Origin of the sequence: Bacteroides sp. 3_2_5, assembly GCF_000159855.2 — a bacterium.
GTDB classification, from domain to species: Bacteria; Bacteroidota; Bacteroidia; order Bacteroidales; family Bacteroidaceae; genus Bacteroides; species Bacteroides fragilis.
This window is the reverse complement of the sequence record NZ_JH636044.1, coordinates 1040519-1056584: the sequence shown is the minus strand read 5'-3', so window position 1 is coordinate 1056584 and position 16066 is coordinate 1040519. Positions and strand designations below refer to the sequence as shown.

The 16066-nt window shown below is 48.9% G+C and carries 9 protein-coding genes; 4 read left to right on the top strand and 5 right to left on the bottom strand.

The window, feature by feature from the left end; genetic code table 11:
* The first annotated feature begins 6 nt into the window (after positions 1–6).
* Positions 7–1458 (top strand): NADH-quinone oxidoreductase subunit N, encoded by a 1452-nt coding sequence (locus BSHG_RS13580; protein ID WP_008658687.1) that lies wholly within the window; start codon positions 7–9, stop codon positions 1456–1458.
* A 96-nt stretch (positions 1459–1554) separates the two neighbouring features.
* On the opposite strand, the gene BSHG_RS13585 is transcribed toward BSHG_RS13580, so the two are convergent.
* Positions 1555–4344: an ATP-binding protein gene (locus tag BSHG_RS13585; RefSeq protein WP_008658686.1), complete on the bottom strand. Its 2790-nt coding sequence runs from the start codon at positions 4342–4344 to the stop codon at positions 1555–1557.
* A gap of 237 nt (positions 4345–4581) precedes the next feature.
* On the opposite strand from BSHG_RS13585, the gene BSHG_RS13590 reads away from it, so the two are divergent.
* From BSHG_RS13590 to BSHG_RS13600, 3 genes are all read left to right on the top strand, one after another.
* Positions 4582–7281 (top strand): TonB-dependent receptor, encoded by a 2700-nt coding sequence (locus BSHG_RS13590; RefSeq protein WP_008658684.1) that lies wholly within the window; start codon positions 4582–4584, stop codon positions 7279–7281.
* 68 nt (positions 7282–7349) lie between these two features.
* Complete coding sequence (locus tag BSHG_RS13595) at positions 7350–8624, top strand: hypothetical protein (protein ID WP_005796088.1); 1275 nt, start codon at positions 7350–7352, stop codon at positions 8622–8624.
* Positions 8625–8696: 72 nt separating this feature from the next.
* The gene (locus BSHG_RS13600) at positions 8697–9845 is read left to right on the top strand and encodes a hypothetical protein (RefSeq protein ID WP_008769478.1); all 1149 of its coding nucleotides are present in this window, start codon (positions 8697–8699) and stop codon (positions 9843–9845) included.
* A 604-nt stretch (positions 9846–10449) separates the two neighbouring features.
* On the opposite strand, the gene BSHG_RS13605 is transcribed toward BSHG_RS13600, so the two are convergent.
* The 4 genes from BSHG_RS13605 to BSHG_RS13620 all read right to left on the bottom strand — a co-directional run bounded on the left by BSHG_RS13605 (position 10450) and on the right by BSHG_RS13620 (position 16057).
* Positions 10450–11580 carry a Rid family hydrolase gene (locus BSHG_RS13605; RefSeq protein WP_008658680.1) on the bottom strand — a complete coding sequence of 377 codons (1131 nt, stop codon included), beginning with the start codon at positions 11578–11580 and terminating at the stop codon, positions 10450–10452.
* Positions 11581–11583: 3 nt separating this feature from the next.
* On the bottom strand, positions 11584–13017 hold the full coding sequence (locus BSHG_RS13610) for a TolB family protein (RefSeq protein ID WP_008658678.1): 1434 nt from the start codon (positions 13015–13017) through the stop codon (positions 11584–11586).
* A 28-nt stretch (positions 13018–13045) separates the two neighbouring features.
* Positions 13046–14809, bottom strand: a complete 1764-nt coding sequence (locus BSHG_RS13615) for a DUF6057 family protein (RefSeq protein WP_008658676.1) — start codon at positions 14807–14809, stop codon at positions 13046–13048.
* A gap of 69 nt (positions 14810–14878) precedes the next feature.
* Positions 14879–16057: a cellobiose 2-epimerase gene (locus tag BSHG_RS13620; protein ID WP_008658675.1), complete on the bottom strand. Its 1179-nt coding sequence runs from the start codon at positions 16055–16057 to the stop codon at positions 14879–14881.
* Positions 16058–16066: the final 9 nt, after the last annotated feature.

Below are 16066 nucleotides of genomic sequence, written 5' to 3'. Positions count from 1 at the left end.
AAGAAGATGGATTATTCACAATTTCTATATATGAAAGAGGAGCTGTCACTGATAGCAGTTATCCTCATCCTGTTTGTTGTCGACCTGTTTACCTGTCCGGACCAAAAAGGTGCCACTCCTAAGGTGAACGTCAGGTCGCTCACCTTGCCGGCTGTGATCCTGATGACCCTCCACACCGTAATCAACCTCTTTCCCGGAACTCCGGCAGAGGCTTTCGGCGGAATGTATCAGTACACACCGATGCAAACCATCATCAAGGCAGTGCTCAACGTAGGTACCATCATCGTGCTACTGATGGCCCATGAATGGTTGAAACGCGAAGACACCCGCATCAAGCAGGGAGAGTTCTATGTACTGACACTCTCTACCCTGCTGGGTATGTACTTTATGATTTCTGCGGGACATTTCCTGATGTTCTTCATCGGATTGGAAATGGCAAGTATCCCGATGGCCGCACTGGTGGCATTCGATAAATATCGTCATCACTCCGCAGAAGCAGGTGCCAAGTACATCCTGACCGCACTGTTCTCAAGTGCATTGCTGCTATTCGGTCTTTCAATGATATACGGTACGTCCGGTACGCTCTATTTCAATGACCTCCCCGGACACATCACAGGCAATATGCTTCAGATTATGGCATTCGTGTTCTTTTTTGCCGGCATGGGATTCAAAATCTCATTGGTTCCTTTCCACCTCTGGACAGCCGACGTATACGAAGGAGCGCCTACAGCCGTAACCTCTTATTTAAGTGTGATTTCCAAAGGATCGGCAGCTTTCGTGCTGATGACCATCCTGATGAAAGTGTTCGCACCGATGGTGGCACAATGGCAGGAAGTGTTGTTCTGGGTAACCATTGCTTCCATCACCATTGCCAACCTCTTTGCTATCCGCCAACAGAACCTGAAACGTTTCATGGCATTCTCCGCTATCTCCCAGGCGGGATACATCATGCTGGGTGTCATCGGAGGCAGTGAAATGGGAATGACTGCCCTGGTTTATTATGTACTGGTTTATCTGGCAGCAAACTTAGGCGTATTTGCAGTCATCTCAATTGTGGAACAACGTAGCAACAAAGTGGAGATAGACGACTATAACGGACTGTACAAGACCAATCCCAAACTGGCTTTTATCATGACCCTTGCCCTGTTCTCACTGGCCGGTATCCCTCCGTTTGCGGGTTTCTTCTCAAAGTTCTTCATTTTCATGGCTGCATTCAACAGCGGATTCCATCTATTGGTATTCATTGCCCTGATCAATACAGTCGTATCGCTTTACTACTACTTACTGATTGTAAAGGCCATGTATATCAATCCCAATGAAGAACCGATCCCCACTTTCCGCAGTGATAACTACACCAAAGTGAGTCTCGCACTTTGTACTTTGGGTATCATAGCTCTGGGTATTGCAAGTTGCATCTATCAGGGAATTGACAAGTTCTCATTCGGAATGGGAATGTAAAAACGGTAAACGATCAGCTATAAACAACAAACGGTGAACAGGCATACAATATAGTATGTGTTGTTCACCGTTTGTTGTTTATAGCCGGACCGTCTATCAATCGTTAACGATTGACTGTTCGCTGTTAATATAGGGAATGGTGAACCAGAAACGGGACCCTTTCCCTTCTTCCGAGTCCACTCCTATGACGCCGCCCAGCTGCTCCACAATACTTTTACAGATGGAGAGTCCGAGCCCGGTTCCGTGGATAAAGCTGTTCAGCTTCACAAAGCGTTCAAAGATATGCGTCAGTTGCTCTTTAGAGATTCCGATTCCCGTGTCGCTTACATAAAACTCCACACCCTCTTCCTTCTTTTCATATCCCACATGGATGCTGCCCGAGGAGGTAAACTTCAGGGCATTGTTCACGAAATTGGAGATGACCTGATGCAACCGGTTCCGGTCACTTATCACAGTGCAATCCGAAGGATGCGGATCGAATACTAATTCAACTCCCTGGGGAACCTTTATCTGAGAGCTGCGAACGATATCTTCACAAAGCATATTCACATCCGTCTCCCCGTAGGTGAACTCAAACGTACCGGCCTCAATCTTCGATAAGTCCAGGATGTCCGAGATCAGCTGCAGCAGCAAGTCATTATTCTCTTGTACGATCTTGATGTATTCGCAGCGTTCCTCCATGTCTTCCGTATCGACCAAGAGGCCCGAGAAACCGACAATCGCATTGAGTGGTGTACGTATCTCGTGACTCATATTCGCCAGGAAAGCGCTCTTCAGCCGGTCCATGGTTTCCGCTTTCTCTTTCGCCTCGATAAGCATGGCTTCCGTCTCTTTCAGTTCCGTAATATCATAATTAATGCCGATAATCTCCACCTCCCCATGCTCCGATTCAAACTTGGTCACTACCACATTCATCCGTACCCAGTTCCACTCGTTGGTAGCGCCGGGTTTCAGGATACGCATTTCGCTACGGAAGTCCTTCTCTTCACCCGCCAATACCTTCTCGTAAAAGTCAAAGACCTTCTGCCGGTCTTCAGGATGCATCTTATCATAAACGCCCACAACGGATGAAAGCGGAATATCCTCCGTCTCACCCATATTCTTAAACCACTGTTTGATGGCATAGCCACGTTTACTCAGCAGGTTCAGTTTGGCATAACCTACTTTTGCATAGTCCGATATCAAAAGGAAGAAGTTCTCAAAATCACGGATACGGTTAATGGCATCGATACGCTCCGTATTATCGATGTTGATCAGCACATAGCCGTTGAAGTTCCCTTGGCTGTCAAAGAGTTTACTGACCTTTGTATACAGCTCGATTATATTACTTTTATCGGAATGGTAGTAATCGGAAGCCTTATTAAAAGAGTAGTTCAGTCTGAAATCGACCAGGTCTTCGTTCCGTACCCGTTCTCTGATTTCAAGAGGCACATTCGGATTCTCAAAGAAGTTGACTCCCATTACATCGGCTTTATCTTTTACACCAAAGGTTTCCATATCCCAGTTGTTCAAGTCGAGCAAATTGCCATCCTTATCGTAAATCTCCACTCCCGCGGGAATATTGGCAAAGATATTCTTGAAAAGCTTCTCACTGCGATCTAAAGCCCTATGGGCACGAATCGTCTCCGTAGAGTCCAGAAACAGAGCGACCACCTCGTCCTTTTCCGGAGAATACACGATGCAATGGGAACTGCGCTGGGTGCGATGGAAGTAGACATCAGTCTCTTTGTGCACACTGCCCTCCATCACATCGAGAAGATAATCCACCTTGGCCTTAAAGTCCGCATGCAACTCGCTGGCAAGGCATCCCACGTAATCGGAAAGAGACATTCCTATGAGTTCCGAACTCAAATCATTGGCATCGGCTATCCGGTAATCACAAGGTAGTCCGGCAGCATCCCGGACCATAGTCATACGTATATACCCCATCGGCATGAAGCGGAACAGATTACGCAAAAAAGAACGTTCGCGCACAGCTTCGTCTTTCGTTTTACGCAGCTCGATACAGATGCTGATGATATTGGCAAGAGACGATAACCATTGGAAGTCTTCATTATTCCAGTTGCGATAATTCTTCACCAGATCGATCCCCATATACCCCCATACATGTTCGCCGGCTATCAGCGGAGTGATCATCAGTGACTTGATGTTCTGGCGGCTCAAGATGGCATATTCCGCTTTTGCATGTTTCGGAAGCTGGTCCAATGAATCCAATATCACCGGTTTGCCCGACAGGGTCTGCTGCCTCCACCAAGGCAAACTGTCAGTCGGGATACGTTGCAGGCTATCGATCTCCGGCAACACTCCTTCGGCCACCACCTCGTAGGTACAGTCCTGATAGCGGTAATATTCATCATATTCAAAGATATACACGCGTCCCCCATGAAAAAGATCGAGGATATCCTTCAATATTTCCATGATACAGAGGTCCACACTATCATCTTTAAGAAAGCGTAAGAGTGAATGGGAAATGGAGTTCTGCCTGTACAGCAAGTCGTTGACACGTTCCAGAACCCGTTCGGAAGTATCATTGGGAGCTTCTACCCGCTGTATGATGCCGAATGAAACGACTCCCCTGCCCAGTATTTCTTCACGTTCTCCCAAACGGGTGTGCAACCACACAATTCCCTCTTTGGAGTGAATGGGGAAAGTCTGTTCATAAAACTCCCTATGGATGGAAGCATTGAACTCCCGGACTATCTGTTCCTGATAATCCTCACGCACCCGTTTCCTGAAGTCCGTAAAAGATATGGTATTTCCTTCAAGTCCCAATAAATCGCAGAGGTATTCTGAGCATACATAATGCCCGGCTGTGAAATCAGCTTCCCACCATCCGAGTTGCGCCATGGACGCCATTTGCCGAAATCGTTCAATATCGTTATCCATAAAAGTAGTTTACAGGAGTATATGTTTGTTTGCTGTTAGTACGCAAATTTAGGAAATTATCCATTCACACCAAGAGAATGGATTAAATATTTGTGGCAAGCAGACGCTGAGAGCAGCACTGCAAAAAGGGTACACAGGAATGTAACACAGATGTTAACGAATCGTATAGGGCATGTATCACCCCCGTAACCTGAATCGTGCAACTTTGCACCGACAGAAAAACGTAGATAAAAAGACATGAAACAACAAATCGGGAGACTTCTCTCCACTCTTCTTCTCGCAACATTTTCCTTAGGAATCACAGCAGGGGTCATCCAGGGAACCATCATTGATAAACAGACCAAAGAACCCCTGACCGGAGCTACCGTACAGATTGCCGGAACCACGACCGGAACCGTAGCCGATGTAGAAGGTAACTACACACTGACGCTAAGCAACGGCACCTATACCATTGAAGTGAAATATATAGGATATAAAACACTCCGGATGAATGAAGTGAAAGTGAAAGCCAATGCGACACTGAACTTTGAACTGGAAGTAGACGCACAAACGCTGGACGCCGTCACCGTAGTGGCCCGGAAAAACCTGGAAGGCGAAAAGGCTTTACTGCAAGAGAGACAGAAAGCAACGCTTGCCATCGAAAACATGGGAGCCAAAGAGATGACCCTGAAAGGTATATCGAACGTACAGGACGGAGTCAAGAAAATAACCGGTATCTCCATTGCAAGCGCCGGACAACTGATAGTACGCGGACTGGGTGACCGGTACAGCACGACCACCCTGAACGGTTTGCCCATCGCCTCGCCCAACCCGGACAACAAGTTGATTCCGCTCGACCTCTTCCCGGCCTCTACCGTAAAGAACATCACCGTCAGTAAAGTATATGCCGCCGGAGCCTTTGCCGACTATTCGGGCGCACATATCGACATCAGCACCAAGGAGAACACGGGAAGTGACTTTTTCTCCATCGGCTTCAACGTGGGCGGACGCTTCAACACTGTCGGAAAAGATTTCTATTATAGCGACCGGAAAGGCGGACTCTTCAGTACGGGAAACCTCAGGAATAAAGACCGGATTCTGGCTATGGGTAAAAGCGAGTTCCGCGATTACGCCCGCAACAATGACCCGTTCGGCACAAACTTCGCTATCAGCAAGCACCGTTCACTACCCGAATTCGGTGGTAACCTGGGAGGAGGCAAGAGCTGGACACTCCCCAACGGAAACCGTCTGAGCGTGCTTGCCTCGGTAGGTGTCAGCAACGAAAACCAAATCTTGAAAGACGCCTACGTGACCACTATGACCGCTCAGGGCACACACCTCGACAAGTTCAATTATGACAGTTATTCCAGCGCACTGAAAATAGCCGGATTGGGCAACATCGGCTACTCGTTCCGGCAGGCGGACCACATCAACTTCACCGTGTTCTATGCACGCAATGCCATCAACGACTACATGTCCCGCGAGGGGATCGATGCCGAAAAGAACAACATCACATCGAGCAACAGCGTTTTCCATGCCTACTCACTACTGAACAACCAGTTGCTGGGACACCACGAACTGACTTCTCAGTGGGATGTAAACTGGAGCGCTTCATACGGACTGACCAACAGTGACGAACCGGATCGCCGGCAGGTGGTCTTCTTCCGTAACGAAGGCAGCGATAAGCTGAACCTCTTTAAACTCAACCAGACTACCAACCGCTACTTCGGAGAACTGCAAGAGAAAGAGATTGTAGGAGATCTGCGCACCTCGTACAAATGGGGAGATGCGAACCTGATTCGTGTGGGAGGTACTTACAAAAGCAAAAAACGCGACTTTGAAAGCGTGAACTTCTACTACGATATCAATGCTTTGAACGCTGACGTCACCAACATTTATGATACCAACGGATATCTGAATCAGGAAAACATAGCCAACGGGACGATAAAAGCCAACATCGATGCACAGCCCCGTTACAACTACTACGCCGGAATGGATGTGTGGGCAGGGTTTGCAGAAATAGAGTACTACCCGATGGAATCTCTGCTGGTCAACGTGGGACTGCGCTACGAGCAGGCCAAACAATGGGTACGCTATTGGACGGACGGCGGACAGGAGAAGAAAACGAACCTGGACAAAGGCGACTTCTTCCCGGCACTGAACCTGAAGTACAGCCTGAACGAAACCAACAGCCTGCGCCTCTCCGTATCACGCACTGTCACCCGCCCTTCATTTATCGAAATGGCTCCGTTCCTCTACCAGGAATCTTACGGAAGTGCCTATATCCGCGGTAACAACGAACTGAAAAACGCTTATAATTATAACATCGACCTGCGCTATGATTTCTTTCCGAAACGCAACAACGGGGATATGTTCTCTGTCACGGGTTATTTCAAAAAACTGAAATCGCCGATTGAACAGACTCAGGAGTCTTCGGGCGGCACAGTGATCCGCTCTTTCCGCAACGCCGAAGATGGAATAGCCACAGGAGTGGAAATAGAATTCCGCAAAGAACTGTTCAAGAACTTCCGTATCGGAGCCAACGGTTCGTACATGTACACAAACGTCGTATTGCCCGAAGGCGGGGTATATACCGACTCGGAACGCGCTCTGCAAGGAGCCTCTCCGTTCCTGATCAATGCAGATCTCAGCTACACTCCTCAACTGAGAAGAGAAAGCGACCTGACACTGGCACTGGTTTACAATGTGCAAGGCCCGCGCATCGAGACAGTAGGTATCTACGGAACAGGTAACATCAAGCAACAGACCCTGCACACGATGGACTTCATAGCAAGCTATGCCATCAACAAACACCTGAGCCTGCGCCTGCAGATGAAAGACTTGCTGAACAGTACCATCCGCTTCAAGCAGGAGCTGCCGGCAACGGGACAAAAGGTGGAAGTAGAATCATTCCGTCCGGGAACCAGTGCAGAAATAGGAGTCTCGTACAGATTCTAAGGCTCGCCACAGGGTCACACAGAATATTTATATGAATAATCAAACAGATAGTATAAACCTAAAACAGTATGAATATGAAAACGAATTATCTAAAACTCAACTCTTGGGCCGTAGCAGCCCTGATGGGAATGTGTTCACTTGCAGCTTGTAGTGACGACAACAGCGGCGAAGGCGGCGGAAACGGCGACAGCGAAGAGGTGATCGCCAACAACGGAACACTGAAAGGAAGCGTAGACGGATCGAAAACCGTCATCCTGACCAAAGGCTACAACTTCTCCCTCGACGGAGAATATATCGTCAAAGCCGGTTCCACCCTGAAGATCGGCGAAGGTGTGACAATCAGCGCCAAAAGCGATGATGCCACCATCGACTACATCCTCGTGGAACAGGGAGCCAAGATCGAAGCGGTAGGTACTGCCTCCGCACCGATTGTCATGACTGCCGATACCAAAGAACCGGGAGCATGGGGCGGCATCCACATTTGCGGCAAAGCCCCGATCAATATCGGATCGACCGGTAAATCGGAAGTCGGAGATGCCGCTTACGGTGGTTCCGATCCGGCGGACAACTCGGGTATCCTGAAGTACATTCGCCTGGAATACGCCGGATACAAGTTCACTACGGAAAAGGAGTGTAACGGCTTCACCTTCTATGGTGTAGGAAACGGTACGACCCTCGAATACCTCGAAGCATACAAAGGTACCGACGACGGCTTCGAATGGTTCGGAGGTACGGTCAATGCCAAATATCTGGTATCGGTGAGCAACAGCGACGATTCATTCGACTGGACAGAGGGATGGAGCGGAAAAGGGCAATTCTTTGTCGCCTACCAGGAAGATCCCGCCACTTTGGGATATACATGCGACTGCCTGATCGAGGCCGACAACTATGACAAGAATATGGATGCCGCTCCGATCTCATGCCCGACACTGGCCAACCTGACACTGATAGGCGCCAACAACGACGAAGGCAAAAGAGGCATCCGCCTGCGTGCCGGAACTCAGGCCAAGATCTACAATGCACTCGTTACAGGCAAGGCCAACAACCTGACTACCGAAACAGAACAGACCGAGAAATTCCTGATCGACGGTCCTTCGGTACTGAACTACATCGCTATCGCGGGAGATATCAAGGCAAGCGGTGACGGCGGTTACTCTTCTGCCCTGTTCACAGCCGAAGGCAATCACAATGCCATCAACCAGACTTTGAGCTTCAGCAATATCTTTATCGGAACACAGGACGGAGGAGCCGACCTGTCAGCAGACAGCTTCTTTGAAAAAGCGGCTTATAAAGGTGCAGTGAAAGCAGACAATGAATGGACCAAAGGTTGGACCAAGTTATAAATCACGTATACACTCACAGAATGAAGCACCGGACAGTCCTGCTGGCCCGGTGCTTTACCTGTTTTTCAAACTATGGACAGATACAGACTAAAGATTATCGCATTGACAGCACTGGTGTGCCTGACCGGCAGCAGCTGTACGGACGACGAGAACAACGGACAGGGCAATAACATTATTTATGGTGAGAATATCATCGGAAACGGAGAACAGACCTTCGAGATAAAAGATCATCAATACCTGAAACGGGGCACTTACCTGATGAAGGGATGGTGTTACGTCACTTACGGTTCGACGCTGACCATTGAAGCGGGCACCGTTATCAAAGGAGACAAGGAAACCCGCGCCGCCCTGATTGTAGAACCGGGCGGGAAACTGATTGCCAGGGGAACGGTAGATGCTCCCATCGTATTCACCTCCGAAATGCCCGCCGGGAAACGGAAACCGGGTGACTGGGGAGGATTGATTTTATGTGGTTATGCCCGGAACAATGAAGACATCATGCAGATAGAGGGAGGCCCGCGTACCATGCACGGAGGTCCGAACAACGCGGATAATTCGGGCGTCCTGAGCTACGTCCGTGTAGAGTTTGCGGGATATCCGTTCAAGAAAAACCAGGAGATCAACGGCATCACCTTCGGTTCGGTAGGAAACGGCACACAAATAGACCACCTGCAAGTATCGTATGCCAACGACGATGCCTTCGAATGGTTCGGCGGAACGGTTCATGCGGAATATCTGGTGGCCTATCACTGCTGGGACGACGATTTCGACATAGACAACGGCTATAGTGGCACATGCCGGCATCTGCTGGGCATCCGCCATCCGCGAATAGCGGACATCACAGGTTCTCATGCCTTCGAATGCAGCAATAATGGCACGAACACTCCTGCGACACCTACCACAGCCGCCACCTTTGAAGATGTCACGATCTATGGCCCTGCCTCAGGGGATGCCTCGTTCGTAAATCATCCCGACTTTATCAATGGCGGCGGCCTCCGGCCGGAGAATGAAAGCATGCTCGGGCTATTCGGCGCGGCACTGTATATGGGCAACAACACATCGGTGACTTTCCGGAACTGCCGGATCAGCGGATATCCGTCGGACATGGAGGGCACACCGGCCTCAGCAGATAACGTAGTATTCAGCGAAAGGGAAGAAACCGGTTATCCGGAGTGGACCCAAGGATGGTGCAACTTCAACCCGCAAGAGACAGAGTATTGAATTCACCACAGAGTCTTATTCATTGCCGCTTAACAGAGCGGTTTTGACATTCTGTCCAAATGATATTTCAATCCTCTCAGATTGCTTTCTTTCGGCCCGAGGGAAAGGCACTCTGCGAAAAACGCCTCCTATGGCAATCCGATATGATTGCTTTCGTAGGCCAAACAAGCCAAAGACAAACAAAACCGCACTACTTTCCAGAGGACAGGCAACCGATAGACAGTGATACCCCTCTAAACACAACTTTTTATCACTTCCGCTTTGTTCATCTCAGAGTAGTAACCGGAAAGATTCCGTCCACTTTTGAGCCTCCGATCGGAAACAATAGGAGTAATCCGGAAAAACATTAGGAGATATTTCGAAAAGAAGTAAGCATTTTCGGGAAACGCTTACTTCTTTCGGAGCAAATGCTTGCTTCTTTTCTCCGAAACTCCGGCCTATTCTCATCAAATCCCGGCTTTCGGAGCCCCGGACCTTGGCTTTCCGGAGCAGAAAGTCCTTTTGTCGGGCTTTTCTTCTCCCAGACGGACCTGAAAAAAGAAATGCGATGTGTGTCAAACAGCGCATTTCATATCTTTTTGAAAGAAGAATCGAATATAATCTATCAGAATGATTCATAAGAGGAGTTACTGTTAGCGACGATCGCTATACACTCCATCTCGATCAGCCAAGCAGGCCGGCATACAGCAGCAACAACAAACTGTATCGGTGTATCAGGAAAGCGTTTGGCAAACAAAGCGCGCACAACCGGATAATCCGAAGCGTCCCGCAGATAAACAATCATCTGCGCCACATCCTCAAAACCGGCTTTGCCCTCTTCGAGCAACTTCTCTACATTTTCCCACATCCGCCGGGTCTGTTCCCGGACATCACCTACATGAACCACTTCACCGCGATGATCGATACTCGCCGTACCGCTGATAAAGAGATGACGACGGTCGCCATACTCCACGGAAGTTCCCCGTTCGAAAGTCACTCCATACAAGGCTGTCGGGCTGAGATGAGACAGCGCATGCAGGTAAGTCACCTGTCCCGGCTGCAATCCTTTTACCGCATAGGCATCAAACAGCACATGTATCTTCGGATCGGCATGCCGTCCCTCTATGCCGGTACTGGCTATATAATGGGTCGATTCGGTCAGTCCCTGCCCCAGAAAGTTTTCACGGCGTGCCTTGACAATGCCGGCATAATTCACATCCACGTTCTGCACAAAGATCCAGGTACGGATGCAATCGGAAGCCAGCGTACAGCCTTTTCCTACCAGATCGGTTTCATAAGATTTCAACAAGGTTTTCATCTGCCGCTCCGATTTGCCGCAAGACACACCCGCACCGGCTGTCCAGTAATGCTTGTAAGCGGCATTCGGTTCGGAAGTCAGATAGACCCACAAAGCAATCTTACTTCCATCCAACGGGGGCTGTTGCACGACAGAGACAGCGCACGACGGCTCTTTCTGCAAGACAGCCTGCAAAGCCTCCCACTGATTGGCGGCATCACTCAGGAAGTAACGGCAAAACACGGGTACCATTCCCCTGATTTTCACCTTCCTGCTCAGTATCCTATGGTATGCTTTACGAATGGCCGTCAGCTGCTCTTCATAACTCCCCGCTTCCGGATCGACATGAAACATCAAATGTGCCTCTCTCGTTCCTCCCTCACCCCCAAAAAGGGAATATTCAACAGTAGTCCTTAAATACTCTATTCTATGTTTTCTGTATTCCATATTCTTACTCATCTTTTATTTCACTTTAACTCGCTCTTTCGACATCAGCCCTTTGGCCATCTCCCGCTTGTCCCATTGCACCGGAGCAGACACAAACTCGGGAACATTATACGAATAGATCAACTGATCGTAGAACGTATACGGATCTTGCTGAGGCAGCAGGAAAGGTTTCCCTATACGCCCTTGTCCGTCCACCGAGGAGATATAAAGGCGGGTGTACAACCCGTCACCTCTCCGGCTGCTGAACACAAACCAATGTGAATTGCTGCTCCAGTTGTGATAGCTTTCCGTGTCGTCACTGTTCACTTCCTCCAAGTTGCGATAGGTTCCGGTCTTCAAGTCCAGCAGCCAGAGATCGGCCTCTTTGTGCCAGATGGAGAAGTTCCCATAATCGGAAAGCGTAAACATCAGGTATTTTCCGTCGAACGAAGGTTTGGGGAAAGAGATACTTTTGTCCAGCGTGCGGGCTGAGATCAACGTATCGATCCGGTCGCCGAACGTTCCGTCTTCGGGATGGAAAGCAATGCTGCACAAGCTGTATTTCACGTCTTTGTATCGGACAGGCATCTCTTTCTGCCCGGCCGAACAGAAATAAAGCGTCCGTCCGTCGGGCGAGAATGCCGGAAAAGTTTCAAACGAAGCCGTACTCAGCAAAGGAGTAGTCAGTATCCGATGGGACCGGGGATGATAAACCACCACATCCGAAGCCTGGTCGAATACCTCTATCGGCTTCTTTCCTCCCAGATGAAAGGCCTGATTGGTTTTGTTCACCGAATAAGCGATGTATTCGCCCGAAGGATGCCAGTACGGATAGACACAGGCCGACAATTGCCCGTCGGCTTTGGTATCGAGAAATTCCAACCGATCTCCTGTGTCGATTACAGTGGCTCCATGCCCGCCTCTTACATGTACGCTCGACGGTGTGGGCTCCGTCCGGTTGAAAGCATGGCAATTGATGCAGGCGGCCGTCACCTGCGTATTCTCAAATAAAGGAGTCTGGCGGAATGTTGAAAGTTCACGTTCGTAGATCCCCATCTTGCTGTACACTTCATATCCGGGTGCGAGCAAACGGTATACCAACCCGTAATCGATCGGGAAAGGACTGACATATATCGGAAACGGACGATACTCTTTCCACTTCTTCCCCTGGCGGACAGAGACTTTCACCTCGATGCTGTCTCCCTTATTACTTTCAAGAAGTTCGTGCCATTGCTTGGCGGGAATGTCTACCGATCTTCCATTCAGCCGTACAGGCTTTCCTTTCGTACCGGCAATCACGACATCAACCGCCTCTACCCCATCGTCCGTCACCCGGAAGTTAAGCGGGGCAATGGTAGAGGGAATGGTAACCCCGACATAATCGGGGAATATCGATGGCAATGTATCCACCCTGGCAGGGGATGTCACCTTCTCTTGACAAGCTGCAAACAAGAAGAGCAGCCCTATCATGCTAAAACAGTATTTTATCTTTTCCATCTTATCTAAAGTCTGCATAAAACCAATATGTATCTCCGAATCGGGCAGACAATGCATCTGCCGAACGGGCAGATGTGAAAATCTGTGCGTATTCTCTCAATCTATTCTCTGTCTGCGGGTCTATCTTCCAGGGAATTGTATCTGTTGCAGTGTGTTTGCTCATAAGCCAATAGAACAACAACGCTTCCTGATAGCCCTTGGGAACGGAAGAATATCCCAGATCGGCTCCCAAAGGATAATAATGCACAAAACGTCCCACATCCTTCTTCAAGAGTGTACAAGCCATCAAATACTCATACGCCATCCGGTTGCGGGGATTTGCATGAAGCAGGAACTCCAATGTCATCTCCGGCAGGTCAGGGTTAAAGAAGAAATCGGTTCGCGGAGTAAGCCTCCTCAATCTCCCGTATTCCGGATGTGCATTGACCCGGTCTTCATCATTCAGGCAAGCCAGAGTTTCAGTAGCCCAATCTTTATAAAAGAGGGTATGCTGCAAGATACGCAGATACTTCCGGGCCACTTCGTACCTGCCATTAATCAAATTGGTCTCAGCAAGCCTTTTAAAACAACGCACACTCTTCCGGTAATCCGGAACGGCCTCCATAGCCTCGAAGACAAACTGCTGCGCCACATTGACCAATCCCAGGTAATAATAAGGTTCACCGGCTACCAAAGGAATGGTGAAGTCGTTGACAAATGACATCAGTAGTCCTTCCTTCCCCCGCTGGTAAAAACTAAACATACGTTCCGGCAGCTGCCCTTTCATTGCTAAAGCCAAATTGAGACAAGAAACCGACATCGGTGTATCGGGTGCTTTCTTTTCCGCCATCGCAATCACTTCATCCCATTCTTGCATGCGCACATGATAATCATACCCCATCACTTCCTCTTTATTCAACCCGATACCGTATTTGCCATACAGATTCAAAACAAACAACATCAGGATAAATTGCAGAACCCATGCTCCCGAGTAGTATCTCCAAGTCATCTTCTCAGGCAAACAGGCTACCAATAACGGTACCAGAATCACAGCCAGCCAGGCTATCACCTGCATTTGTGGAAAGACTAATGGAAAACGATAACTTCCGATCGCCCACAACAGGCGGTCGGCCGGATATGGAAATACAGCCAAGGATATCCAATAGGTCACTCCGGCAATTCCCAATGTACCTCCCACCAGAATCCACCAAGGCAGACGCCTACCGGCAAACCGGCAAAACTCAGTTATCCATATCAATGGAATGAAAAGCCATGCACATCCTCCCGCCAGCAGATAAAGCAGCGGAATGCCGACTCCCCAATAAATCAGGCGTATCCGCCTACTCTCAATAAATGTATATCCGATGAGTGCTCCCAGCACCATTCCCACAGAGATGGCTCCGGAAAGAAGAAAATTTTCGTCGCAGAACAGAATAAAGAAACATAAAGAAGGTAGCAGAGTAAGCGGATACCATGCCGGGTGTCCGCCCAGGCGGTTTGCAATCCAAACCATCAACCTGTGAATACCCCCTATTGCACCGGTCAAGATAGCGGCTCCCGCCCACGAATAATAATAGAATTGGGTGAGAAAGCCTCCCAGATAGTCCGCCATTCCCCCGGGATGGGATACTTGTTCGACAAAATAGTCGGATGTAAAGAGAAACATCTGGAACTGTTCCTGATAATGCAGATGGTAGGAGTAGTATACTCCGAAGAAAATGAAGACACCTGCTCCCAATAAGATGGACAAAAGCAGGTTTATTCTTTTGACGTGCTTGTTTTTCATATTCGGTAAATTGTGCCCAAAAGTACAAAAAGTTTGGAAAACAATCTAACGAAACAGGAAACAATACAGTTATTCGCCCAACAGCTCGATGCACATACGTCCGTTATGATAAGGACATTTCCAGAAGCCGGCCTTATCATCATCCCGGTTCAGGCTACCGTCGGCACGAAGGCTCCAGAACCATTCGCCATGCACATCGTCAGTCAAATGTCGTTTAATAAACTCCCAGCAGTCGATGGAATGTTGCAAAGCCCCGCGATCACCGAAATATCGGAACAGGTTATAGTATCCGACTACGGTTTCGGCTTGCACCCACCAATGGTAGTCGCCGTCGATGTGTCCGGTAGTGAGATTCTTTTCATATATCATTCCTCCGTCGGAAGTAAGTCCTTCGGATGCAGCCGCAGCTATCTTCTTTACAACAGGTTCTATCTCCGCAATGAGTCCGGCGTCTCCCAATACCCGGGCGGCTTCATGCAACAACCATGAGGCTTCGATATCATGTCCATAAGAGACGACCGGGTATTTGCTTTGCCAGTCGTTATCGAAAAAGAGTTGTAAATGGGATGTGTCCTTATCCAGTATCTTCTCTGTAAAAAGTCCTATCAGGTTGTAGAGCTGACGTTCCAGCCGTGCATCTTTCCAGACCCGGTACAGGTTGGTGTAAGGTTCGAGGATATGCAGATGGGTATTCATAGTCTTGCGTTCATTCGCATCTTTCTCGCTGAGGCGCATATCGGCTATTTCGTTCCATTCACGGGTAAGCGCTTCACAATAACCATTCTTCAGCCCATCAAAGCTGTGGGACTCTATATCATTGAATAAACGGACGGCATACATCAATGCTTCCGGATCTCCGGTAGCCCGATGGAACTCGCTCAGTCCGTAAATGGCAAAGCCGATGGCATAAATCTGTTTCTTGGTATCCAGCGGCTCACCTCTATAGTTGAGTGACCAGTAGACCCCTCCGAACTCGGAATCATAAAAGTGGTCGATAAGGTATCGTTTGGCACGGTTTGCCATCTCTTTGTACTCCTCTCTACCCAGCAGACGATAGGCAGCAGAATAGGTCCATAAAATACGCGCATTCAGAATAGCCCCTTTATCGGCCCGGGGCATTAATTCCTCCTGTCCGGTGATGCGTCCGTAAAATCCACCGTTCTCCTGATCTACCATCCGTTCCATCCAGTAAGGAAGAATACGGGTAGTAAGCTCTTTCTGCATTTCTTGTTTAAGAATCTCGTCCATATGATGTCT

Coding starts and splice junctions, on each gene's coding strand:
- BSHG_RS13580 (WP_008658687.1), top strand. CDS start 7: ATGGATTATTCACAATTTCTATATATGAAAGAGGAGCTGTCACTGATA.
- BSHG_RS13585 (WP_008658686.1), bottom strand. CDS start 4,344: ATGGATAACGATATTGAACGATTTCGGCAAATGGCGTCCATGGCGCAA.
- BSHG_RS13590 (WP_008658684.1), top strand. CDS start 4,582: ATGAAACAACAAATCGGGAGACTTCTCTCCACTCTTCTTCTCGCAACA.
- BSHG_RS13595 (WP_005796088.1), top strand. CDS start 7,350: ATGAATATGAAAACGAATTATCTAAAACTCAACTCTTGGGCCGTAGCA.
- BSHG_RS13600 (WP_008769478.1), top strand. CDS start 8,697: ATGGACAGATACAGACTAAAGATTATCGCATTGACAGCACTGGTGTGC.
- BSHG_RS13605 (WP_008658680.1), bottom strand. CDS start 11,580: ATGAGTAAGAATATGGAATACAGAAAACATAGAATAGAGTATTTAAGG.
- BSHG_RS13610 (WP_008658678.1), bottom strand. CDS start 13,017: ATGATAGGGCTGCTCTTCTTGTTTGCAGCTTGTCAAGAGAAGGTGACA.
- BSHG_RS13615 (WP_008658676.1), bottom strand. CDS start 14,809: ATGAAAAACAAGCACGTCAAAAGAATAAACCTGCTTTTGTCCATCTTA.
- BSHG_RS13620 (WP_008658675.1), bottom strand. CDS start 16,057: ATGGACGAGATTCTTAAACAAGAAATGCAGAAAGAGCTTACTACCCGT.